Origin of the sequence: Paenibacillus herberti (assembly GCF_002233675.1) — a bacterium.
Lineage (GTDB): Bacteria > Bacillota > Bacilli > Paenibacillales > Paenibacillaceae > Paenibacillus_O > Paenibacillus_O herberti.
The window spans coordinates 1,331,052-1,353,299 of record NZ_NMUQ01000002.1 but is presented as its reverse complement, the minus strand read 5'-3'; the positions used below and the strand labels follow the sequence as shown (position 1 = coordinate 1,353,299).

Annotated in this window: 28 protein-coding genes and 3 riboswitches; of the genes, 13 read left to right on the top strand and 15 right to left on the bottom strand. The window is 52.3% G+C overall.

The window, feature by feature from the left end:
* Positions 1-35: 35 nt before the first annotated feature.
* Genes CGZ75_RS18580 through CGZ75_RS18570 form a run of 3 tightly spaced genes read left to right on the top strand, consistent with a single transcriptional unit; the run spans position 36 to position 1,467 of the window.
* Positions 36-482, top strand: a complete 447-nt coding sequence (locus CGZ75_RS18580) for a hypothetical protein (protein WP_089525692.1) — start codon at positions 36-38, stop codon at positions 480-482.
* Positions 483-541: 59 nt separating this feature from the next.
* The gene (locus CGZ75_RS18575) at positions 542-985 is read left to right on the top strand and encodes a hypothetical protein (RefSeq protein ID WP_089525691.1); all 444 of its coding nucleotides are present in this window, start codon (positions 542-544) and stop codon (positions 983-985) included.
* Between the two features lie 38 nt (positions 986-1,023).
* Positions 1,024-1,467: a hypothetical protein gene (locus CGZ75_RS18570; protein WP_089525690.1), complete on the top strand. Its 444-nt coding sequence runs from the start codon at positions 1,024-1,026 to the stop codon at positions 1,465-1,467.
* Positions 1,468-1,595: 128 nt separating this feature from the next.
* Here CGZ75_RS18570 and CGZ75_RS25420 read toward each other — a convergent pair whose 3' ends face one another.
* Positions 1,596-1,772, bottom strand: a complete 177-nt coding sequence (locus tag CGZ75_RS25420; protein WP_176444911.1) for a hypothetical protein — start codon at positions 1,770-1,772, stop codon at positions 1,596-1,598.
* Positions 1,773-1,956: 184 nt separating this feature from the next.
* Between CGZ75_RS25420 and CGZ75_RS18565 the strand changes: the two genes are divergently transcribed.
* Both CGZ75_RS18565 and CGZ75_RS18560 read left to right on the top strand, forming a co-directional pair.
* Complete coding sequence (locus tag CGZ75_RS18565) at positions 1,957-2,445, top strand: hypothetical protein (protein WP_089525689.1); 489 nt, start codon at positions 1,957-1,959, stop codon at positions 2,443-2,445.
* 63 nt (positions 2,446-2,508) lie between these two features.
* The gene (locus CGZ75_RS18560) at positions 2,509-2,727 is read left to right on the top strand and encodes a hypothetical protein (protein ID WP_089525688.1); all 219 of its coding nucleotides are present in this window, start codon (positions 2,509-2,511) and stop codon (positions 2,725-2,727) included.
* 70 nt (positions 2,728-2,797) lie between these two features.
* Here the strand turns inward: CGZ75_RS18560 and CGZ75_RS18555 are convergent, their stop codons facing one another.
* Positions 2,798-4,600: an ABC transporter ATP-binding protein gene (locus CGZ75_RS18555; RefSeq protein WP_089525687.1), complete on the bottom strand. Its 1,803-nt coding sequence runs from the start codon at positions 4,598-4,600 to the stop codon at positions 2,798-2,800.
* 202 nt (positions 4,601-4,802) lie between these two features.
* On the opposite strand from CGZ75_RS18555, the gene CGZ75_RS18550 reads away from it, so the two are divergent.
* Complete coding sequence (locus CGZ75_RS18550) at positions 4,803-5,318, top strand: hypothetical protein (RefSeq protein WP_089525686.1); 516 nt, start codon at positions 4,803-4,805, stop codon at positions 5,316-5,318.
* Positions 5,319-5,434: 116 nt separating this feature from the next.
* Here CGZ75_RS18550 and sdaAA read toward each other — a convergent pair whose 3' ends face one another.
* Positions 5,435-6,316, bottom strand: coding sequence for an L-serine ammonia-lyase, iron-sulfur-dependent, subunit alpha (gene sdaAA / locus CGZ75_RS18545; protein WP_089525685.1), 882 nt, complete (start codon positions 6,314-6,316; stop codon positions 5,435-5,437).
* Positions 6,285-7,001: an L-serine ammonia-lyase, iron-sulfur-dependent subunit beta gene (gene sdaAB, locus CGZ75_RS18540; protein WP_089525684.1), complete on the bottom strand. Its 717-nt coding sequence runs from the start codon at positions 6,999-7,001 to the stop codon at positions 6,285-6,287. The genes sdaAA and sdaAB overlap by 32 nt, the downstream gene beginning before the upstream one ends.
* 121 nt (positions 7,002-7,122) lie before the next feature.
* Positions 7,123-7,227: riboswitch (glycine riboswitch) on the bottom strand.
* A riboswitch (glycine riboswitch) is annotated at positions 7,228-7,327 on the bottom strand.
* A gap of 381 nt (positions 7,328-7,708) precedes the next feature.
* On the opposite strand from sdaAB, the gene CGZ75_RS18535 reads away from it, so the two are divergent.
* The gene (locus tag CGZ75_RS18535) at positions 7,709-8,488 is read left to right on the top strand and encodes an SDR family oxidoreductase (RefSeq protein ID WP_089525683.1); all 780 of its coding nucleotides are present in this window, start codon (positions 7,709-7,711) and stop codon (positions 8,486-8,488) included.
* On the opposite strand, the gene CGZ75_RS18530 is transcribed toward CGZ75_RS18535, so the two are convergent.
* On the bottom strand, positions 8,477-9,064 hold the full coding sequence (locus CGZ75_RS18530; protein ID WP_089525682.1) for a hypothetical protein: 588 nt from the start codon (positions 9,062-9,064) through the stop codon (positions 8,477-8,479). The genes CGZ75_RS18535 and CGZ75_RS18530 overlap by 12 nt on opposite strands.
* Before the next feature lie 96 nt (positions 9,065-9,160).
* Positions 9,161-10,021, bottom strand: coding sequence for an RNA polymerase sigma factor (locus CGZ75_RS18525; protein ID WP_089525681.1), 861 nt, complete (start codon positions 10,019-10,021; stop codon positions 9,161-9,163).
* A gap of 190 nt (positions 10,022-10,211) precedes the next feature.
* On the opposite strand from CGZ75_RS18525, the gene clpP reads away from it, so the two are divergent.
* Both clpP and CGZ75_RS18515 read left to right on the top strand, forming a co-directional pair.
* Complete coding sequence (gene clpP / locus CGZ75_RS18520) at positions 10,212-10,787, top strand: ATP-dependent Clp endopeptidase proteolytic subunit ClpP (protein ID WP_089525680.1); 576 nt, start codon at positions 10,212-10,214, stop codon at positions 10,785-10,787.
* Positions 10,788-11,004: 217 nt separating this feature from the next.
* The gene (locus CGZ75_RS18515; protein WP_089525679.1) at positions 11,005-11,208 is read left to right on the top strand and encodes a hypothetical protein; all 204 of its coding nucleotides are present in this window, start codon (positions 11,005-11,007) and stop codon (positions 11,206-11,208) included.
* Positions 11,209-11,298: 90 nt separating this feature from the next.
* Here CGZ75_RS18515 and CGZ75_RS18510 read toward each other — a convergent pair whose 3' ends face one another.
* Positions 11,299-11,829 (bottom strand): hypothetical protein, encoded by a 531-nt coding sequence (locus CGZ75_RS18510; RefSeq protein WP_141136813.1) that lies wholly within the window; start codon positions 11,827-11,829, stop codon positions 11,299-11,301.
* A 335-nt stretch (positions 11,830-12,164) separates the two neighbouring features.
* A riboswitch (guanidine-I (ykkC/yxkD leader) is annotated at positions 12,165-12,275 on the top strand.
* Between the two features lie 133 nt (positions 12,276-12,408).
* Between CGZ75_RS18510 and CGZ75_RS18500 the strand changes: the two genes are divergently transcribed.
* Positions 12,409-12,753: a DMT family transporter gene (locus tag CGZ75_RS18500; RefSeq protein ID WP_089525676.1), complete on the top strand. Its 345-nt coding sequence runs from the start codon at positions 12,409-12,411 to the stop codon at positions 12,751-12,753.
* Between the two features lies 1 nt (position 12,754).
* The gene (locus CGZ75_RS18495) at positions 12,755-13,069 is read left to right on the top strand and encodes a DMT family transporter (RefSeq protein WP_089525675.1); all 315 of its coding nucleotides are present in this window, start codon (positions 12,755-12,757) and stop codon (positions 13,067-13,069) included.
* Between the two features lie 50 nt (positions 13,070-13,119).
* On the opposite strand, the gene hflX is transcribed toward CGZ75_RS18495, so the two are convergent.
* From hflX to CGZ75_RS18460, 7 genes are all read right to left on the bottom strand, one after another.
* Entirely contained in the window at positions 13,120-14,397 is a 1,278-nt protein-coding gene (gene hflX, locus CGZ75_RS18490) for a GTPase HflX (protein WP_089525674.1), read from the bottom strand.
* A gap of 530 nt (positions 14,398-14,927) precedes the next feature.
* On the bottom strand, positions 14,928-15,152 hold the full coding sequence (locus tag CGZ75_RS18485; RefSeq protein ID WP_089525673.1) for a hypothetical protein: 225 nt from the start codon (positions 15,150-15,152) through the stop codon (positions 14,928-14,930).
* A gap of 54 nt (positions 15,153-15,206) precedes the next feature.
* Complete coding sequence (locus CGZ75_RS18480) at positions 15,207-15,707, bottom strand: hypothetical protein (RefSeq protein WP_089525672.1); 501 nt, start codon at positions 15,705-15,707, stop codon at positions 15,207-15,209.
* 175 nt (positions 15,708-15,882) lie between these two features.
* Positions 15,883-16,374 (bottom strand): RNA polymerase sigma factor, encoded by a 492-nt coding sequence (locus CGZ75_RS18475; RefSeq protein ID WP_245850917.1) that lies wholly within the window; start codon positions 16,372-16,374, stop codon positions 15,883-15,885.
* Between the two features lie 386 nt (positions 16,375-16,760).
* Positions 16,761-17,291 (bottom strand): hypothetical protein, encoded by a 531-nt coding sequence (locus tag CGZ75_RS26030; RefSeq protein ID WP_089525671.1) that lies wholly within the window; start codon positions 17,289-17,291, stop codon positions 16,761-16,763.
* A gap of 228 nt (positions 17,292-17,519) precedes the next feature.
* Positions 17,520-18,422 (bottom strand): cupin domain-containing protein, encoded by a 903-nt coding sequence (locus tag CGZ75_RS18465; protein ID WP_089525670.1) that lies wholly within the window; start codon positions 18,420-18,422, stop codon positions 17,520-17,522.
* Between the two features lie 205 nt (positions 18,423-18,627).
* Positions 18,628-19,722 carry a branched-chain amino acid aminotransferase gene (locus tag CGZ75_RS18460; protein WP_245850916.1) on the bottom strand — a complete coding sequence of 365 codons (1,095 nt, stop codon included), beginning with the start codon at positions 19,720-19,722 and terminating at the stop codon, positions 18,628-18,630.
* A 168-nt stretch (positions 19,723-19,890) separates the two neighbouring features.
* Between CGZ75_RS18460 and CGZ75_RS18455 the strand changes: the two genes are divergently transcribed.
* Complete coding sequence (locus CGZ75_RS18455; RefSeq protein WP_089525668.1) at positions 19,891-20,787, top strand: LysR family transcriptional regulator; 897 nt, start codon at positions 19,891-19,893, stop codon at positions 20,785-20,787.
* Between the two features lie 121 nt (positions 20,788-20,908).
* Here the strand turns inward: CGZ75_RS18455 and CGZ75_RS18450 are convergent, their stop codons facing one another.
* Positions 20,909-21,838: an aromatic acid exporter family protein gene (locus CGZ75_RS18450; RefSeq protein ID WP_089525667.1), complete on the bottom strand. Its 930-nt coding sequence runs from the start codon at positions 21,836-21,838 to the stop codon at positions 20,909-20,911.
* 213 nt (positions 21,839-22,051) lie between these two features.
* Between CGZ75_RS18450 and CGZ75_RS24710 the strand changes: the two genes are divergently transcribed.
* The gene (locus CGZ75_RS24710) at positions 22,052-22,246 is read left to right on the top strand and encodes a hypothetical protein (protein WP_141136812.1); all 195 of its coding nucleotides are present in this window, start codon (positions 22,052-22,054) and stop codon (positions 22,244-22,246) included.
* Positions 22,247-22,248: the final 2 nt, after the last annotated feature.

Below are 22,248 nucleotides of genomic sequence, written 5' to 3'. Positions count from 1 at the left end.
GTAATGGAATACACTACAGCAAGGAGGTGAATGCCATGACTCAATTGATAGATTTCAGAACGTCAACGAATATAGCTCTGGCAAATGAGGGATTCCCTTTAAGCACTTTTCCTATCGGCACTCCCGTTCTATTCGGACAGGTAGGCTTGAATGTCCTCTCCTCCGATGCAAACGGTAAGATTCGCGTATTGATTAAAGGTACAGCAGGAGTGTTCATTTTTCCGGACTCGGAATTTGATCCTTTGGTCCAACTTGATGTTGTGCGGGGAACATCCATTACCGATCCGCTTGTTTCCACGACCTTTGTTCAGTATTTAGCTGAGATTCCAGGAGTTCAAGATATTACGATTACAGCGGCAGATTTTAATGTCTCCCCCCCTCAAGCTGGCTCCCTGACCTACACCATTTTTGCCACTGCGGTTAATGTCGAGCTCGGACGACCCGGACCCGAGAACTTTAATGCCTCGGCATATATGGATTAATCGACAGGAAAGATTCAACACAAGGAAAATACAATTGCTTATTTATGGAGGTGATCTTAATGGCCCAAATGATCGATACAAGAACATCGGATAATATCCCCAACGCCGAACAGGGCAGTCCCATCAGCACCTTTATTCCAAACCAGGTCTATCGAATTGGAACCGTCGGATTAAATGTCCCGCCCAACACTCCGGGCGTCATTCGAGTTGAATATAGAGGTGTGCTCGGCGTAACGCTTCTCCCGGAACATTCGACCAATATCTCGATTCGCTTTTTTGTCGTACGCGGCTCGCTTCCTACCGATCTCCGCGTAGCATCCGCATTTGAAACCTATTCAAGCACTCAGACCGGGAACCAAGTTGTCCTTGTCAACGGAAATGATTTCAATGTCCCCGCCCCGACCTCCGGTACGCTTATTTACACGGCGTTCGCGACATCATTAGCAGAAGAGGTGGGACGAACGGGACCGGAAACTTTTACCGCCTCTGTATACACGGGCTGAACGCCTATTCCAATTAATTGAAAAGGAGGTAGAACCCTATGACCCAATTGCTCGATGCCAGAACTTCGACCAACATAACTCTTGCCACACCTTTGTTCCCGGTAGACTCCTTTTTATTTCAGAATCCTACGCTCGTCGGTCAAATCGGCCTCAACGTAGCAGCAGATACAGAGGGTGTCATTCGAGTCAAACTTGAAGGACAGATCGGCGTATTTATTGTTGCTGAAAATGCCTTCTCTCCTGTCATGCAAATCACCATTGTCAGAGGAGATCAGCCAACCGATCCTCTCGTCTCCACAACATTTGTCCAATTCCTACCGGCTGAAGTCGGCCCCAAAAGCATTGCCATCGAAGCCGCGGATTTCAACGTGCAAGCCCCTGAATCCGGTGTTCTGGTCTATACGATGTACGCAACCTCGCAATCCGAAGATATGGGACGACCGGGTCCAGAATGCTTGACCGGTGTTGCCGTCACAGACTGATCGCTCCAACCACTATAGCCAAAGACTTCAAGCCCGAGCCGCGCATTTCCCGCGCATTCGGGCTTTTGCCATTTCTAGTTAAGGAAGCGGCAATTTCGCCGTCTCGATTATCCGCATTTCAAAAGCTGCTAAGCAGATATAAACTGTACGATTCCAATTGCCACCAATAAGAGCATCATGATGGCCACAGCAATAATAAACCCTATTATAAATCGCATCGCACCATTTTGTCCCTTGCGGCTCCCCGCCGCTTCCAGCTGTTCCACTCGCTGGCGAAGCTCTTGCACTTCCTTCTCCGTGTCCATTTAACGTCCTCCATTTCAAGAAACTTCTTGAGCTATTATATATTACATTATTGCATTATTTTAGGAAAATTACCTTCTGTTAAATTTTATTGTCTGTGTATATGCCGTTCCCTATCACCTCTGTTCTCATAACCTATTAATAAACAACTCCAGGATGAGCCTGCAAACGAAAGGAAAATTGAATATGGAAAAATCGGCAAAAGAATCAGCAACCAAAGGAAACGTCCACAGTTCCAACTTAGGCATCATTCTTGTCTTGTTTATTCTCCTCGTTATAATCCTTCCTATCTTTACCCAGCCTTCGCCTGCATCCGATGCTCCGCAGGTAGGTCCGCTCTCAACCGTAACATTCACCATTATCAACAGCACGAGCTATCCGCTTGTCCTGAACAGAATTGTCGGGAAATATGCTGGTCTTCCTGAGCCTTTTGAGATTAATCCTAACGGCGGTTCAGGTGATGTTTATGTACAGAGACAATTTCCTTGGTTAAACTCCTGCACGGCTTATTACTATGTTTTGGACTTTACAAGAGCCCCTATTTATAATATTGCAATCCCTATGTATACGGACGGAGCTTTCGGTTCGAACTATTTTAATAGACTAGATCTCAACGGCGCCCCTTTTTATTACTTCTCAACCGGAGGCACAACGCTATTTTTAAAGAATAAATGATGAACAAAACGGGGCCGTGCTATACTTAAATCCAACTTTATTTCTCAAAAGGAGATCCAGTCCATGGCCTATACCCGTCCGCTTCACACCGACACCGACTTTCAGGAAGCGCTGGATGACCGTATTCCCGTTCGCGTTTTCCGTGACGACCATATGATTGAGTCTGGAGGCGTGATCGTCCGTTTTGATGAACAGACGGTTGTTCTTCAGTCGGATGTCGCCGACTTTGCTTATCATTCCCGTTCGGAATGTGAGTTTTTCGAACTTCGCAAACGCAGTTAAAGTCTGAAATATGCAAAAAAGAGGTCTCCGTGAAGACCTCTTTTTTACTCTATTCAAACCTACGGCCCGGTTACATCTGCAGCTGTTTTAGGTTGTAAAACTCGCCTTTACGGGCAATCAGCTCATCAAATGTTCCCGCTTCTACGATGCGGCCTTGCTTCATAACGACAATCCGGTCCGCATGCCGGATCGTCGACAGGCGATGCGCGACGATAAACGTCGTGCGCCCCTTGATCAGTTGCTGCATCGCCTGCTGCACATGATGCTCCGAGGCGTTATCAAGCGCAGAAGTCGCCTCGTCCAGCAAAATGACTTTGGGGTCGCGTACCAGCGCCCGTGCGATTGCAAGCCGCTGCCGCTGTCCGCCGGACAGCTTGCCGCCATGCTCGCCGACCATCGTGTCGATGCCCTTCGGCAGCCTTGCCACCATTTCCGTCAGATGAGCCATCTCGACGACTTCCATCACCCGCTCGTCGCTAATTCCTTGCAACCCGTAGGTAATGTTGTCGCGGATGGAGCCGGAGAACAGAATATTCGTCTGCGGCACAACGGCCAGATGGCGTCGGTATTCCGACAGATCCAGCTCCGTAAGCGGTACACCGTCTACGCTGACACGTCCTGAGGTTGGATTGAGGAACCCGATGACGAGATTAAGAATCGTCGATTTGCCCGCTCCCGATTCTCCGACGAATGCGACGCATTCACCCGCTTTTACGTCCAGATCAACCTGCTCCAGCACATGCTGCTCGCCGTCCCGGAACTTGAGCTGCACGTCCTCGAAGCGGTAATCCCCGCTCAGCTTGGGCAGCTTCAGCTTGCCGGAATTATCCTCGATGTCCGTCGAGCGGAGAATTTCGGTAATGGAGGAGATCGATTCTGAACCTTTGGCGATGATGGGGTAAACATTCATCAGAGTAGAGACGGAACCGAGAATCATCGCAAAGTAGCCCTGGTACAACACAATGTTGCCGACTGGAATGCTGCCGGTAAACGCCAGATACGCCGTAAACAGCAAGCAGATGACCTGCACAACCTGAAACGTAACCCAGCCTGATGCGCCAAAATAAGCTTCGACTATGTCCAACCGGTAGCCCTTGCCCTGCAGCCGCTTCAGCGTCGTGTCGATCCGGTCAATTTCCACCTGCTCCAGACCATGCGCCTTCGTGACTGGAATCATCTCCACCATTTCCGCTACGTGGCTGCTCATCGTCTCGATTTCCTTACGGAATTCATTGTTGCTTCGCTTGATGCGCTTTTTAAAAATTTGCATCACTCCGATAGCCGCCGGAATCGTCAGCACGAAGAACAGCGACACGAGCCAGTTAGAGTACAGCGTAAGTCCAAAAGCGATGATCACGCTGAAAATCGAAGGGACAAACGCCAGCATCAGCTGCTTGGACATGCCCTCCACCGCTTCGACATCGCGCAGCACCTTGGACTGCAGCCGACCGGCTGCCAGCTCCCGATGCGAGTTGATGGACAGCTGTTGCAGCTTGCGCACCATTGCGCCGCGCAGCCCTGCCTCGACGGCACGGATAGCCCGACTGAGATAGCTGACGTATGCGGCGTGCGTCGGGATATTTTGCAACACGACTACGATAAGCACCGCGAAGTTGATCCACAGTTGGCTTATGTTATGTCCCGCCGGCTTCGCCACAATGTTGATGATGTTGGCTGTGACGATCGGCAGCAAATAGACGGGAAGATTTTTGATGTTCATGAACACAATGGAGATGAAGAGATTCATAAAATTGCCTTTGTACAACGACAGGAGGTACTGGAATGCCGTCCGGTTCCCAGGTTTAACAGCTTGCTGGAAAGTCTGTTCAAAAGAGCTGCCCCGCAGTTGGACCTCTGCGGTCCGATTTGCCATGATTAAATCCGCTCCTTAGCGATGAATAGGTTAGCCTAACTATACCGTCATTCTGTATCATTCATCGGCACTATAGAAGATGGCCATGACATCTGTCAATGAGTTTTAATACGAACCCCGGTATGCGCCGTGACCCTCCCTCTATTTCCCTCATATTCTACCTCTATATACTATTAGTTGGAAATAATAGGAGGCTCCCGTCATGCCTTACTTCCCCATCGCAAAAAGCGAAATCAGCGGCTTTGGCAATAGTTCAAAAACAAGTATCGTGCTTGTTCTTTTTATCCTTCTCGTCATCGTCGTTTCTACCTTTTCCCCGGTATCCACTCTGCCTGCAGAAGCCCCCGTATTTGAAGCAGGTTCCGTTGATTTCACCATCGTTAACAATACTTCTTTGGGATTCTTCATGTATCGTTTCGGAGGAGACTGGGCTCAGTACCCTTCAGACTTCACCCTTCAACCTAATGGAGGCAGTACCACTGTGTATGTAAAAACCAGCAGTAAAAGCACCAGGGTTGATTCTTATTTCTACGCTTATGATCCTAGATTTGGAATAGATCCTGATCAAGCAGGTTTAATAAGGGTAACCATGTATTATTATCCAGGAGGTGCTTTCCCTCCAAGAGCTCAGTTTGAGAGAGTAGAAATCACGAGGCCCCCGATCTCCCCGATCAACTACCGGACCAGCGGCCGCACTCTGACATTTAATAATCAATAACTTTGATTTGATTAACGAAACAACAACAAATAAGAGGCCCCCGTGGGAGCCTCTTATTTGTTGTTGTCCGAAGAACCGAAAGCCAAACCTGCAGCCGCTTTTGCCGAGTTGGTCAGCTATCGCTTCTTTTTGCGCAGGCCTTCCATCAGCTTTTTACCCGTTGGTGTCTGGGCCAGCCCACCTCCAGCAGTCTCGCGGTGTTTCTCAGGCATAGCCGCGCCCACCTCCAGCATTACCTGCACAACCTCATCGGAAGGGATAACGCTCCGCACGCCAGCCAGCGCCATATCAGCTGCGGCAAGTGCAGTGACCGCGCCAAAACCGTTGCGCACGATACACGGAATTTCCACCAAACCGCCCACCGGGTCGCAAATAAGGCCAAGCGTGTTTTTGAGCGCTAGTCCAACCGCATGCACTGCCTGCTCCGGCGTACCGCCGCGCAGCTCGACAAGTGCGCCCGCCGCCATGCCAATCGCAGAACCGACCTCTGCCTGGCAGCCCCCCTCGGCACCGGAGACAAAGGAATTATTGGCGATGACATAACCAATCGCACCGGCTGCGAACAACCCTTCTACCATCCGGTCGTCGTCCCAATCGAACCGCTCCTGGGAACTTACGAACACGCCGGGAATGATGCCGCATGAGCCTGCCGTCGGCGTCGCGACGATGCGCCCCATAGAGGCGTTGACCTCCGACACGGCCAGCGCATAGGCCATGGCGCGTCCTGTCTCGCCGCCGAGGCTCGGCTGCGAGTTCTCGTTGTAGGCGGCGACGCGCTGCGCGTCTAGTCCGGTCAGTCCGCTGCGTGACGTCGTATCACGCGTCAGCCCGTTATGCACGGCTTCTTTCATAATGCCGTAGTACTCTTTCATGCTGGCGAACTCTACCGACTCATCGCGGCCAGATTCCCTCGCCTGCTGCTGCAGCATCAGCCGACCGATCGTCAGCCCGCTCTCCTTGCAGCGTTCACTCAGCTCCTTCAACGTCCGAAAGTTCATGCGGCTCCTCCTCTTCTCCGTTTATGTTCACATAGTCCGTTCCGAGTACGTTAGGCAGCTGCCGAATCAGATGGAGCAACTCCTGCTGGGCTTCGCCATCCAGCTCCACAACTGCAAGCGCCTCGCCTTGCCGCTCCATGCGGCTCAGCGATAGGCCGCCAATATTGAGACCGGCCCCCTGGAGCGCGGCGGTCAACGCCGCAATGACACCGGGTTGGTCGCGATGGCGCACCAATAGTGCCGGACAGGAACATCCGAATTTAACCGAAAATCCGTTCACCTCGACAATCTCCACATTGCCGCCGCCGATGGAAGTGCCAAGCAGGGACAGCCGCCGTCCTCCGGCCCCCTCAAGCTCCAAACGGACCGTGTTGGGATGTGGGAACAGCCCTTTTCCTTCCCGGAACGTCAGATCCATGCCAGCTTCTTCGGCCAGCTCGATGGCATCCGGCAGATTCGGGTCATCTGTATGAAAGCCAAGCAGTCCTCCGGCAATTGCCGTATCTGTGCCATGTCCCTGATAAGTAGCGGCAAAAGAGCCATAAAAGCTCACACGCGCCACCTCCGGCATAACGCCGAGCAGCCGCCTTGCAGCCAGTCCGATGCGCGCTGCGCCAGCGGTGTGGGAGCTGGAGGGACCGATCATAGAAGGCCCGATTATCGAAAACACATCCTTGAAGCGCATGGGCGCCATCCTCCTTTATATTGGCAAGAACCGCCCTGTCTCTATTCTGTCCTTGAAAAATAAAAAGACAGAGCGGAAGAATGCGACAAAACTAGGGCTCCTCTGCCCCTGTTTCCCCGTATTCCACCGCTCTGTCCTTTGTACCTGAGAGTTGTCCCCCGGCGTAGCCGGAAGTTTCCCCTTGGGTGATTCCTGCGCATTAAGCGCGGAATTCTCTCCAGAGCTGCGTCCGACAAAGGTCCTTTTGCCTGAGAGATTCCCCCTGATCGGGTTTGCTCCTTCGGCGTTGCCCTAATCGTACAGGCAATCTCTCCCGCTGCCATCATCCGCTGTGCATATATCATTATATGCAGTCAGCCACTGTTCATCAACAGGCAGAAGTCAGGGTAACAGCATTTTCTGTAATCGCTTTCCTTGACAATTATTTTCTAGCCGTAGTACGGTTGGGGCGGAGATGGTCAAAAGGAGCTAACCGTACGATGTGGAGCACACTGTAAAAGGCGATCGTTAACGGAATAGGGACGCTGTAAGCTGCGGTTATGCCGCTGCGAATTCGGCGCGCCTTTTTCATGCCATACAGGGTAATGCAGACAACCGTACTTGCTGGGCTGGCCGCGGCATTCCAACCGCTGTCCGCTCATGCAATCCTACCTCTCCAAGCGCTTGAAGTCTGCGTACCCTCCCATCCAAGATCGGAGGCGGAATCCATGCATTCATTGAAAAATAAACGAGTCATTGTCACCGGCGTAAGCCGTGAAACGGGGATCGGAACAGCCATTTGCCGCTCGCTGGCAAGCTTTGGCGCAGCTATATTCTTTACCCATTGGCGTCCATTCGACGGTCAGGAGGGGAACGGCCGGCAGGATGACTGGCCCGAGCAGCTGTGCGCGGAATTGACTGCCTCTGGCGTTAAGGCCGCGCATATGGAGGCCGATTTTTTGGACCCTGCGACCCCTTCTCGAATTCTCGATCAGGCACAAGGGACCATTGGAGCGCCAACTATTCTCATCCACAATGCCTGCTACTGTGCGCCGACGAACTTCCGGGATCTTACCCAGGAATCGCTCGACCGCCATTATATTATTAACAATCGCGGCCCCATTCTGCTCAGCACCGAGTTCGCTAAGCGATTCGAGACGAGCCAAGCGGCTGGGACGCCGGGGCGTATCCTTTTTCTCGTATCTAAGGGTCCCGATGCAGAAAATCTAGCCTATCTGGCGACTAAGCGAACGCTGGTCGGCCTTATTGAACCGCTGGCTGCCGGCTTGGCGCCCTTGCAGATTACCGTAAACGGCATCGATCCCGGACCAACGGATTCCGGCTGGATCACGGAAGAAATGGGGACTCAGTTTCTGCCGATGTTCCCGATGGGGAGGATCGGTCGCCCCGATGATGCGGCCAAAGCCATCACTTTCCTCGCAAGCGATGAATCCCAATGGATTACCGGCCAGGTGATTTTGTCCGAAGGCGGATTTTTAGGGCGCTAGGGAGGCGGCATTCAAGTAACTTTTGCTACTTGCTTTGCTCGTCGGGGCCGCTTCTAGCGTGCTCAAGTAGCTTCGACTACTTGCTTTGCTCGTCGGGGCCGCTTCCCGCTCGCTCAAGTAACTTCGACTACTTGCTTTGCTCGTCGGAGCCGCTTCTAGCGTGCTCAAGTAGCTTCGACTACTTGCTTTGCTCGTCGGGGCCGCTTCCGGCTCGCTCAAGTAACTTCGACTACTTGCTTTGCTCGTCGGGGCCGCTTCTAGAGTGCTCAAGTAGCTTCGACTACTTGCTTTGCTCGTCGGAGCCGCTTCTAGCACGCTCAAGTAGCTTCGACTACTTGCTTCGGCATCACGAGCCAGTTTTCTGCTTTTCAAGTAACTTTGACTACTTGCTTCGGCATCCAGAGCCAGTTTTCCGCTTCTCAAGTAACTTCGGCTACTTGCTTCGGCATCCAGAGCCACTTTTCCGCTTTTCAAGTAACTTCGGCTACTTGCTTCGGCATCCAGAGCCACTTTTCCGCTTCTCAAGTAACTTCGGCTACTTGCTTCTTGTGCTGGAGCCGCTTCGGCGGCTTTCAAGTGCCGTCTGCGACGGCACTTCAAATCACAGTTAAAAAGAACCCTCCAAACAGGCAAACATCCTGTTTGGAGGGCTCTTTGCATCTCTCATTCGCTTTAGCCGACGGCCCGTAAGCCGCCGAAACCATTCCAACCGCTCATAGTTCCGCTGGCATAGCCGCTGGAAGCGCTCTGGAAAGCAGCCCCCGCAGCTGCTGTATAACCAGCCCCTGAAACAGGGGCATAACTTGAAGACCAGGCTGCCGCATCATAATTCGCGTATGCCCGCGGGCTGTCTACCGCGCCTGCATCCGGCACCGCATCGGCGCTGGCTTGCACGCGCCCGGCCAGGCTGGCCGCCGCCACTGCTGGCTCCAGCGCATCCTGCTCTGCCAGCGCCGCAATGGCCGCGGCATCGCCAGTGCGCAAAGCTGCGGCCAGGCCGCGCACACGGATGAGAAGCGCCTCGTCCGCAGGCTCGCGCAGGCCACCAGCCTGCAAATCGCACCGCACCGCAGCCAGCGCACGGCGCGATCGGTGCATGGCGGCTTTGACAGCTCCCTCGGTCATGCCGAGGCGCTCCGCTGTCTCCGCAATGCTGCTGCCGTGCATTTCCCGGAGCAGCCATACTGCCAGCTGCAGCGGCGTCATCCGCCGCTCAAGGGAGTGGAGCATCGTCTCCAGCTCCCAGCTATCCATATGCTGCTGGGGCATATATGCTGCCGCCTGATCTGGAAACAGCTCCGGCAGCAAACGCTGGTGCCGTGCCTTTCTACGCTGCTGATCCGTCCAAATATTACGAGCAATGCGCAATAGCAGCGCCTGCTTGTTAGCGTGACCGTCCCAACCTGGGTAGCCGAGCGCTCTAGCCCATGCGGATTGCTCCAGATCCTCTGCATCGCTAGGGGACCCTGCCAGCGCCAGACAATATCGGCGAAGTGCTCCGCGCTCTTCCTCCAGCTTCGTTGCCGTATCCATGCAGCGGCAGCTCCTTTCGTATACATACAGTCGGTACCAGGTAAACGTTTGAAGAGCGCTAAAGGATACGCCAACCGACGAAAAATATTCCTCTTCCCCAGCCCGTATCCTTCCCTTCCGCCAGATCGTTTACCAGGGGCAACAAGTCAACCGGCTCCGCCACAAGCGAATTCCTGAAGGAGGAACAAAAATGAACCATGTGCCCTTTGTCGTCGAGCAAACTAATAAAGGTGAGCGCTCCTATGACATTTATTCCAGGCTGCTGAAGGAACGAATCATCATGGTCGGCTCAGCAATCGATGATTCGGTGGCAAACACCGTCATCGCGCAGCTTCTGTTTCTGGCAGCGGATGATGCCGAAAAGGATATTCATATGTATATTAACAGTCCAGGCGGTTCGACAACAGCCGGCTTGGCCATTTATGACGCTATGCAGCTCGTAAAGCCTGACATCCAAACCATCTGCACCGGCGCAGCTTTCTCTTTCGGAGCGATTCTGCTGTTAGCCGGGACCAAAGGTAAGCGCAGCGCGCTGCCGAACAGCGAGATTATGATCCACCAACCTCATGGCGGCGCACAGGGCCAGGCAAGCGATATTGCCATTTCCGCTAAACGAATTCTGAAAACACGCGAGACGCTCAACCGCATCGCCGCCGAACGGACCGGCCAACCTCTTGAGAAAATCGAGCGGGACATGGATCGCGACTACTTCCTGTCTGCCGAAGAAGCGATTGAGTATGGAATAATTGATCGCATACAAACTTAGCGCAAGCACGAATGTTCCATTCATGAGCATTGATCGCATACAAACTTAGCGCAAGCACGAATGTTCCATTCATGAGCATTGATCGCATACAAACTTAGCGCAAGCACGAATGTTCCATTCATGAGTATTGATCGCATACAAACTTAGCGCGACCGCGGATGTTCCATTCGGCTACAATAAGGGGGAAGCCCCCATTAACTCAGAAGAGGTGAGCCTAATGCTGGAGAAGCTTAAGGGACAGAAGGTTATGATTCATTTTATCGACGGAACGTTAGCCGATGACGGTGTGCTGGAGGAGGCTGACAAGCAGTATGTTAAATACACGACGGCCTATCAGGAACTGTATATCCCGGTCACATCCATTCGCGCCATCAGCCTCAATCTGAAAGAACGGGAAAAGGCTAAGGTCGGCTTTGCTTAAGCTCTCCTAAGAACAGAGACAAGGGGATGAGACACAGATCCCTTGTCTCTGTTTTTTTATCCACGACTATCGTCAATCGTCCCCCCCGTGTCATACATCTCTCTGCCGATCTGCCAGCCGCGTCAGCCACACATTCGCCGCTGTATACAAGATACCAGCTGTTCCGAACACCCACCATGACGTCCAAGGCTGCACTCCATACCCCTCAATGAAAAACTCGTAGCTCCGGTACTGGAACTGACCCGCCCAAATCGCCAATCCGGTGAACAGCACCCCCTGCAAAAGCGGATGCCGCAACCACCGGTTAACTACCAGCGTGAGCGGTAAAACAGCGAGAACATAGAGGATAACGGTAAAGAAAAATGCCAGTATGACATATCCCCCTCCCATATTCGTCAGGCCCATATACTCTGTGGTCGTGATTTTTCGGCCTTCGATCAACTCCACCATAAGCAGCGCGCCCATAAAAATAATGATGTAAACAACACAAAGAATCACGTACTTTATAACAGCTGCTCCATTCACGGCACGATTGCCTCCCCTTTTCCCTGGCTCCAATCGGCTTGCTTTTCCGGTTTCATCCCTGTCCAAAAGCTTGCCTGAATGTTCAGCATCCATCATTGTCCTACTCCTTTCGTGTTTCGTTCCCGATTTACTGTTTCCCGCTCCCCTGCTGCCGAGCTCTGCATTCCTTCGTCTGGCAGGTTATGGATCGCTCTCCATTCCTCAGGCTTTTCGCTTTGTATGTAGACTCCCCTTCTACTTCTTACCCTTTTTCCATGCAGACGCTTCTAACTGCAAAAAAGTTCCAGTCCTCTCATCTTCCTCCTCGTGCCCACGAAAAGCTAATTTTCCCTTACAAATCCGCAAAAAAATGTTGCCACACCCCTTGTTTCCCGCATTCGAGGTTGCTATAATAGCCTGATATTCAAAAGTCTTGCAGCTAAAGATCATACGCTCAAGTTGCCTAGGGTTCCGCGGCGCGATATTTTTCGCCGGTCTGGTCCGAGAGGGAACGGCACGGCCGACAGGCCGCGTTTACACGGAGGGATAAAAGCCCGGGAGATGACCGCTGTTACAAGCGACTTGTCTCCGGGCTTTTTTTGCGGGCATTTTAGCCGCGATATGGGGAATACTTGGAACGGCAACCACTGGAACGGATCTTAAAAAGCTGCAGTCGGAGAGAGGGGTATTATCGGTATGAATAAACATTGGCTCAAAATTTTAGGCGCTGGAGTGTTCGAGGTCGGCTGGGTCATCGGACTGAAACATTCCGACACACCAGTAGAATGGGTGTTGACTGCCATCGGCATTCTGGTTAGCTTCTATGTGCTGCTGGATGCAGCCCGCCACTTGCCGGTCGGTACCGTTTATGCGGTATTCGTCGGGTTAGGTACAGCAGGAACCGTAGTAGCAGATATGATTTTCTTCGGCGATCCTGTAGACCCAATGAAGCTGGTGTTAATTGCCGTGCTGCTTATCGGCGTCATTGGGCTCAAACTGCTTGGTCATGAGCCCGCTCAGACTAAGAAGGAGGGGAACTGACATGGCCTGGATCTACCTTATTGGAGCCGGACTTTTTGAGGTGTTCGGCGTCACGATGATAAACAAGATTAATGAGCGCCGGAGCATCACGAACTACTTGCTAATGGCGTTTGCTTTCATATCCAGCTTCCTGCTGCTCAGCCTCGGAATGCGTGATTTGCCGATGGGAACTGCTTATGCAGTATGGACCGGCATCGGAGCTTCGGGAGGCGCTTTGATGGGTATGCTGTTCTACGGTGAGTCCCGCAGCGCGAAGCGTATCCTGTGTATTACACTTGTGCTAGGAGCGGCAGTTGGACTTAAAGTTCTCGAATAGGATTAAAAAAGGCCTTTCTCCGAGTTATAATCCGGGGAAAGGCCTTTATCTTATTCCACCGTCTGCGCCGCTCCAACCTCTTGGTTGAAACGGTTAAGATCGGCTTCGCGGCATTCCAGCTTCATGCGGGTGCCGCCTTCTTCGTATTCGGTTTCCATTACCTGGGCATGCTCGTTGAAATAAGATACCCAGGCTCCTTTTTCATACGGGACGACGATCTCGGCTTGCACATAATCATGGAAAATCTGCTTGCGAATGGCACCTATAAGCTCCTCCACACCTTCGTGCCGGGAAGCCGACAGGTAGATCCGGTCATTTTCGACCCGAGGATAAGAAGTCCCTGCTAGATCTGACTTGTTGAAGGCATACAGCATCCCAATGCCTTCCGCTCCAAGCGACTTGAGCGTTTCCTCCGTTACTTGAATCTGCTGATTGAACTCCGGATTGGAGGAATCAACCACATGAATGAGCAAATCTGCTTCCGACACCTCTTCCAACGTGGAGCGGAATGCCTTGATGAGATGATGCGGCAGGCCACTTACGAAGCCAACCGTGTCGGTCAGCAGGAACGACTTGCGGTCCGGCAGCTCGATGCTGCGCACTGATGTTTCCAATGTGGCAAAAAGCATATCCTTGGCCAGCACATTTTTGCCGGAGTCTGGATGGAAAGTATCCACAATCGAGTTCAGCAGCGTTGACTTGCCGGCATTAGTATAACCGACGAGACAGATGACTGGAATCTCGTTCTTTTTACGGCGTTTGCGCTGAATTTGGCGCTGGGCGACCAGCTTCTCAAGCTCCGTCTCCAGCATGTGGATGCGTTCCTCGATCCGCCTGCGGTCGAGCTCCAGCTTTGTTTCCCCTGCGCCGCGGTTTTTCAGGCCCGAGCCACCGCCCTGGCGGCCCAAGGACTCACGCAGACCTACCAATCTTGGCAGCATATAGTTCAGCCGCGCTACCTCAACTTGCAGCTGGGCTTCTTTTGTCTGAGCGCGCTCGGCAAAGATGTCCAGAATGACGATTGTACGGTCTATGACCTTCGTTTTCAACGTCGCCTCCAGATTGCGAATCTGCGAAGGTGACAGCTCGTTATTGCAGATGACAGTCGGGTTATCGTGTGCCTCCATCAGATGGGTGAGCTCCTCCAGCTTGCCAGAACCGAGGTAATGGCTTTTGTGGATGCGCTCCGCCTTCTGGGTCAGCTCCGCGACAACTTCGATATTACAGGCATCGGCTAGATTGTACAGCTCCTCCATGGAGTAGGCGAATTGATGGTTGTTCTGCTCGTGCACGCCGACGAGTATTGCTTTTTCACGGGGTTCTTGCATCTATAGATCATCCTCTCGGGGTTCTGGGGTAAAATGGGAACAAAAAAACACGGGCGCTCATCGCCCGTGTTCATCCTATGCAGCAAAGAAGACTCCGAGGGGAAGCCGGATGAAGGCGGGCGGCAATGCCGCGCCGCTTCGCATCTCGAATCCCTCCATAGCGTGGAGGAAAGCCGCCCTCAATTCCCCTGGCACGGACAGACAAATGACAGTCCGTATATAGGCGGAAGAAGGCGCAATTGGGCTATGAACGTGGATTCATCCACATCTCGAGATCCCTGCACAAGGCAGAACATGGGCGCTATTCAATTAGCCACGCACCGTGCGGATCCGGATGTAATGAATCACACGTAACCCTCCGTTCGAGCGTGAACGATCCATCTACCGAATGGCAGAAATAGCATCGTTCCGCAGTAATTGGTTCGAGTGTAACACAGTCTCTTCCAGCCATGCAACCGGGCGCAACGCCTATAATCGATCTTTACCCTATTCTGGTCCCGTTGCTCCCAGGCTATGCCATGAGGTGTGAATCAGGTTACCTTTATTACAATCGAATCGATTAGCTTCCCGTCTACGTAGGGCATCAGCCGCCAAATTCCCGGTTCCGGTAATCGGACGGAAGTACTCACATGTTTGTCAGCACCATTAATGGGACCAGCAAACGGATTTTTTATTCCCTGGTCAATCGTGGAAAGTACAGTCACCATTTCCTTGCTGCCTTTCTTGATAGCCTTGATTTCGAAGCTATCTTTCAAACTGTAGAAAGATCCCTCCCAAAAATGCCACATGACCTTTTGCCGTTTCCCAGTCTAAAACGGAACATCAATGATTCCTGTCCGGCTTTCCGTCCCCACCAACTCATAGGAGCCCGAGAAGAACCGCCCACTCTCCGTCCAATCCGGTTCATGGAACTGAACGATGGCATCTGCATAAAACGAGCCGTCCAGTGTAACTTCCAACCTCCATGGGCCGCCGATAGGAAGGACGATGCCCAGATTGTAGCGCTCAAGACCCTCATAGCCAGGGCTAGGGGTGTGAATGACTTTGGCGGATAGACTCTCTATCGCACCGGTCTTGGCATGGATGGCTTGAATGATAAGCGATTTGTCCTTGAACGTAGATAACGGCTCCTTGAAGCTGAAAATAAACCCGGCGTACTGCCCTGCGACCAGTTCAGGCTGAGGGTAAACTTCCAGAATAACCTTGCCATTGCGTTCATATATCGTGCGCTCCGCAACGACGGGGGCGGCGATTCCTTCTCCTGTTCTCCAATCCAGCCGGTCGACCAAAAGGAAAGGACAAACAGACATAGCGCTGCCGCTAATGCGGCAAATCCATTGTAAATCGATAGCCGCTTTTTGGGAGGCTTCTCACTCCCTTCAACCTGCAAAGCCTGAAGCTTAATTTGCTGCATCAGCTCAGGACGAAAACCGCGCTGCTGAAAGGATGGCGGCTCTTTCAACTGCGACTTTAGACTACTTTCCTTCATCGTTCATCCCTCCCCAAATGTGCTGCAAGCTTTTTTTTGGCACGATGAATTCTTGACTTAACCGTTCCTTCTGCAATGCCGGAGAGCTGCGCAATTTCCTGATTACTCAATCCATAATGATAATCAAGAATCAGAACTTCCCTGTATTTCAAAGGCAGATCAAGTACGGCTTCCCATAACAAATTCCGGGCATGCTTCTCAAAATAAATCTGCTCCGCTGCTGGAGCAGCATCAATAAAGGGCAAACGCCCTGGAAGCTTGACCCTGCGCATAAAGGCGCTCTGCAAATGGTGAAGGGTTTTATTTCTCGTTATTTTTAAAAGCCAGCTTTTCAGTGATTCATCCCCACCGCGAAAGTTATACAGCGATCGATATGCAGCTAAAAACACTTCTTGCGCCAAATCATCAGCGGTATCGCTGCTCCGGGTCAGGAAGTAGGCGAAGTTCCACACATCGGCTCCAAACCGTTTCATTAAATCCTCCAGCACCGCTCCACGGTCGTAGCCTTCAGCCAAGTCTTTGTGAAAGTCCCTATCGCTTCGCTTCAACACTAGAAATGCCACTCAGGTAGCTCCTCTGCTTGTCCACGCACATACTAGCGAACCTGAGAGAGCTTATTTCCCCTCAAAACAGGCTACAAATTATGTAACGGAACTGAGAAGCGTTATTTGAGTGGGAAATGATGATAGTACCGCGAAATCTCCTCAATAGCGTCTCTCAGATTCGTTACGCCTCGATTCGAAAATGAGGCAGCGCCATCAGCCTATATTGAACTGGAAGCCTAAATAACCAAGGGGCTGCTCCTAAATCATCTAAAGATGACTTTTGGGCCAGCCCCATAATTATTAGGTTGAAATAGTTGAAGCGCCGCGCATTAGAATTCGTAGGAGATAGTTAAAATGGGCGCCCCATTGTAAGTCCTCTCCGATGCACCGAGCACCCCTGACACACTTCTTATTTTGAAGTAGCTAAGTTGACCTATCCCACTTCTATTTACCAGCGTAGCATCTACATGACCTATTGACTGGCCGCCCGGAGGGGGAGGGAAGGCATCATAACGGATTATAGCAGTTGATTCAGCGTAGTCCCCATTCACCACGTCTACATAATCCAGTTCACCTGGATCAAGAATGTATGCTGAATTGGGGACAATTACTCTTCCACTACGAAAGGTCTGAATAAGAGAACGTGGAAAAGTATCACTGTAAAAATAGAATCTTTTCGTGAATTCGTTGGGGGCAGTGTTAATGCCACTTGAAGGATCGTTAGTGGAACCGGTTCTGTCCGTGCTAAAGGTACGTGAAACGATAACAAGTAGAATAAACAAAACTAAAATGACGCCTACGCTAGCTCCAAGACCACTCTTATAGTTGCTGATAGCTGCAATTTCCGACTTGTCGTTCAAATTGCATTCCTCCCGTGATAGGCTTATTTCTATTTTCTTCGTTTTCTCCTGAAGCTTATTGAACTTTATATCAATATAGTATGTGAACAGTAGTTATATGGATTCTGGCATCTGTCCAGTAGAACTACTCAATCAAAAAAAGGTACAGCCTCCTCAACTTGCTTGAGGAACTGTACCTTCTTTTATTGAAAAATACAAACTTAGATGCTCTATGTTTCTCAGCTTTGTTTAGCGGTAGCCCGTCGGAGCTTGCTGCGCTTGGTACTGATATGGACTGGTATAGGCCGCCTGTGCAGCACTCTGCTGCGGATATGGCTGCTGGCCATACGCCGGGAAGTACGTCTGCGCGTACGCGGTGGGCTGCTGGGCATAAGGTTGTGTGTAGCCCTGCATCTGCCCATAGGTCGGCTGTGGGAAATAAGGTTGCGGATAATAGCTTGGAGCTTGCGTGCGGTAAGGCGCCTGGCTGTAAAGGAAGGCCGGCTGCCCCGAAACACTCGTTCCTGCCCAATGAGGTGCGGTCCCGTAGGCAGAAATGCCGACGGGAGGAGCTTCTTCCTGTTCGGCTGAACGGAATTCGTCTAGTTCGCGATTTTTCTGGCAGTTATCCAGCGGCCCAATGCCAACCGTCTGTGTAATCGGCGAGATAGCTGCCTTGTATTTAGCCTCATCCAGACAGTATGTCTCAGCCATCACATTCGTGGGTGTGAGACGCAAAATATCCGAACCCAGAATAACCTGCGGCGTCGGAGCGTCGAATACCGCCAGCATATGCGTGTTGTCCGATGTCGCTTCCTCAAAGTGCCACCAGCCCTGAGGCACGATGACGACCTGCTGCGGCGTAATCGGGATACTGATCAGCTTGCTCGTAAACGGATTGATCATCGATACCGTAACCGTTCCCGAGACGAGGTAGACTAGCTCTGATGCATTTTGATGATAATGTGGCTCCACAAAATGGCCCTTACTCATGAAGATGTCCAACAGCGATGCAGATCCCAGGGTTGGCAACTGCTTGTAACCGAGCAGATTAAAGTAGTTCTGGTCATTGGTCTTGGAGACGAGGTTGTTTCTCATATCATACGTAAACGTAAGATTGGGATTGGTGTAGTCCATATAGGATATCGTCATTGTCCCCATCCTTCCCCATGATGGTCTAGTTGCATATAGAATGAGGATATGTGCCACATCGGCCGCTGATACGCATTAAAGTGCTGAGGGCTTGGTCCTATTTGCATATAGTAAAAAAGCGAGGCCCGGTTGGCCTCGCTTCATTGCTCATCTCTTTCTATTGTTTAGCGCTCCCCATTTTGGGGGATTTGCAAATGAACTCGCCTTACCCTTTCAGCTCAACCGTCCAACCGAATGGATCTTCTTTCTCGCCGCGCTGAAGGCCGGTCAACTCATCATAAAGCCGCTGCGACAGCTCGCCGGTGCGACCGCCGTTCAGCGTCATCGCCTTTTCCTGCCAGTACAGCTCGCCGATTGGCGAAATGACCGCGGCCGTGCCCGTACCGAACGCTTCCTTAAGCTCGCCGCTCCGGTGCGCATCGGCCACTTCTTGCATCGATAGCTGGCGCTCCTCGACCTCATAACCCCAATGCTTCAGCATCTGAAGTACGGAATCACGCGTAATGCCATGCAGAATGCTGCCGTTAAGCACCGGTGTAACTACTTTGTCCCCGATTACAAAAAACACGTTCATACTGCCGACTTCCTCGATGTACTTGCGCTCTACGCCGTCCAGCCACAGCACCTGAGAGTAACCTTTAGCCGTCGCTTCTTCCTGTGCTTGCAAGCCCGCAGCGTAGTTGCCCGCCGTCTTGGCTTCGCCTACGCCACCTGGAACAGCACGTACATAACCCGACTCCACATAGATCGAGACTGGATTCACACCTTCGGAATAGTAAGCGCCCACCGGCGACAGGATGATCATGAACTTGTATTGATGGGAAGGAGATACGCCGAGCGTCGCCTGAGTTGCGATGACAAAAGGACGCACATACAGCGAGGTCCCTTCCTCCGAAGGCACCCAGTCGCGCTCCACAACGAGCAGTTGGCGCAGCGCTTCAAGGAAAAGCTCCTCGTCAAGCGTCGGGATGCTCATGCGGATATTAGACAGGTTCATCCGTTTAATATTGCTGCGCGGACGGAACAAAAGCACACGGCCATCGGCCGTCAGATAAGCTTTGAGTCCCTCGAAAATCGTCTGGCCGTAATGAAATACTTTAGCAGCCGGGTCCAACATAATTGGTTGGTACGGTACGATCCGCCCGTCATGCCAGCCTTGGCCCTTATCGTAATCCAAAATAAACATATGATCCGTGAAGCGGGTGCCGAATACCGAGCCCTGCAGCGATTCCTTCGCCTTTGGGGAAGCCGTGCGCTCAATTTTAAACTCGTAAGCCATCTGCATTACTTCCTCTCTCATCGTACGCCTCGTCAGGCGATCGTTCATTCTTTTACTAGTCATCATACCAACACATTCGCTATAGTTAAAGGACAGGTTTTACCAAGTTCTCCATACCCTTAAGGTATGGATACAAACTCTTCCTTCTCCAATCCATTCCCATTCTTGCCCAAAAGGAGACTTCCAAAAATGGATATGCGGCAGCTCAATTATTTTGTGACCATTGCACGCGAAGGGCAGATCACGCGAGCAGCCCGCGTGCTTCATATGGAGCAGCCTCCGCTCAGCCGCCAGCTGAAGCAGATTGAAGAAGAACTCGGCGTCGTGCTATTCGACCGCGTGGGCCGCAGCTTGCGGCTGACTGCCGCTGGCAAGCTCCTTTTGGAGCGGGCAGAGCGGCTCATGCGCGACTTCTCGGATACGCTCCAGCAGGTGCGGGAGCTGGACGAAGGTATTCGCGGCGTGCTGTCTGTTGGCGCCGTCGTCTCCTGCATCTCGCTGCTGCCGGAGCCGATCCGGCAGTTTCACAGCCTTTATCCTGAGGTCACCTTCAAGGTGCATGAAGGGGATCATTTTTCACTTGGAGAAGAGCTGGACGGTGGGGGCATCGAGCTGATCATCACGCGGCTGCCGTTCGAATTCGATTCGGGCCCATCCGCCTTCGAGACGGCTGTACTGCCGTCCGATCCCTTCGCAGCGATTCTGCCGATCGGCTGGGCGCCGGAGCGGGAAGGGCCTATTACATTCACCGAGCTGGCTCGGCATCCTTTTCTCACACTGAAAACCGAACGCACAACCGCCATGCACGAAAAGGTACTCCAGGAGTTCCGCCGCGTGGATTGCGAACCGCACATTCTCTGCGAATGCTCGAGCGTCGCCGTCATCCTCTCACTCGTCTCCGCCGGTATCGGGGCGACCGTGCTGCCACGGTCCGTTCTGAACTCGTTCCAGATGTCAGATATGGAGTCCCGTGAGTTGGAAGGCGAAAGCTTCCACTCCGAGGTCGGCATCGTTTGGCGGCGGGACCGCTACCTGTCCAAGAGCGCCCAGCGATTCATCGCCACTTTGTTGGCGAGGCGTTTGTGAGCCATTTTCGGCCAGCATTTACGGCAAGTATTGGGATGCAACTGCACCTCTCTGCTCGCGCGATAGGATCTAATTTTAAACGTACAGCTCATTTAAAAAACGGCCACCCTGCCACCCAGTCTTACGCCAAGGTCAGGATGAACCGTTCCAATTCGTTGGCCATGGCATACAGGCTGGCCCTCGTTTCAAATTCTTCGCGCGTTTCTGGCAATGGCAGCTCCCTATGGTACTCACGGATCGCGCGCAGCCGCTCATGATAGTCGCGTCCGCCGGGAATCGTGTTCCAGTGATCCGCCAGATCATCCAGAAACTCTCCGATCCGCTGTCCCTGCTCCACTCTTGCATCTACCTGCGAGACGAGCGGCATCATCGTTTTCAAAATGTCGACCTGTTTGCGCCGCGTCTCATAATACGTATAAAACACGCTTCTCCGCCCGCTAAAATCATTCTCCGTCGTCTGAATGCCAAGCGCCCGAGCCTGCTCCAACAGTGCCGTCAGCTCCAGCAGTTCACGCCCGTCCCATAGACTAGTCCCATCCTTCAAATAAACGGCAAGTTCCCGCAGGATGTTCTCGATCCGGGTCTCGATCCGCCGCCTCAGCTCCTGAATCTGGCGTTCAACGCCAGGCATGTACAGATTGACAACGAGCGACATGCCGAGTCCAATCAAAATGATCATCAGCTCATTACCGATAAAAGAAAGCGTCAATCCTTTTTGGACATATATATGCATCATTATGACCGAGCTGCTGGCGATGCCGCCGGTACAGCGTAGCTTGACGCAAAGCGGAATCAGGATAAGGAAAATCAGCACGAACAGCAGCGCATGGTAGCCGACCAGCTCAAACAGCAGGCCTGATACTGCGATCGCTACGAGACAGGCCAGCAGTCTTTCCCAAATGGCGTTGAACGACTGGCGCCTCGTTTTTTGAATGCAGAGCAGAGTGAGGATGCCCGCCGAGGCAAAGTTCAGCAGCCCCAGCTGCCCAGCAATCAGCACGGATAGGCTGACACCGATCGCGGTTTTTAAAGTTCGGAATCCAATCCTCATAACTAACTCCTTGTTATCTCTGGCTTTGACCCGAATTATATCATTCAAGGCTTTGCCTGACTAATCTACCCGTCGGGGCCGCTTACGGCGCGCTCAAGTAACTTTGACTACTTGCTTGGCTCATTGGGGCCGTTTTCGGTGCGCTCAAGTAACTTTGACTACTTGCTTTGACCGTCGAGGCCGCAATCGAGCGTTTCAAGTAACTTTGACTACTTGCTTTGCTCGTCGGGGCCGCTTACGGCGCGTTCAAGTAACTGGGACTACTTGCTTGGCTCGTTGGGGCCGCTTCCGGCGCGTTCAAGTAACTTTGACTACTTGCTTCGCCCGTTGGGGACCCTTCCGGCGCGCTCAAGTAACTTCGACTACTTCCTTTGCTCGTCGGGGCCGCTTCATAGCGCGCTCAAGTAACT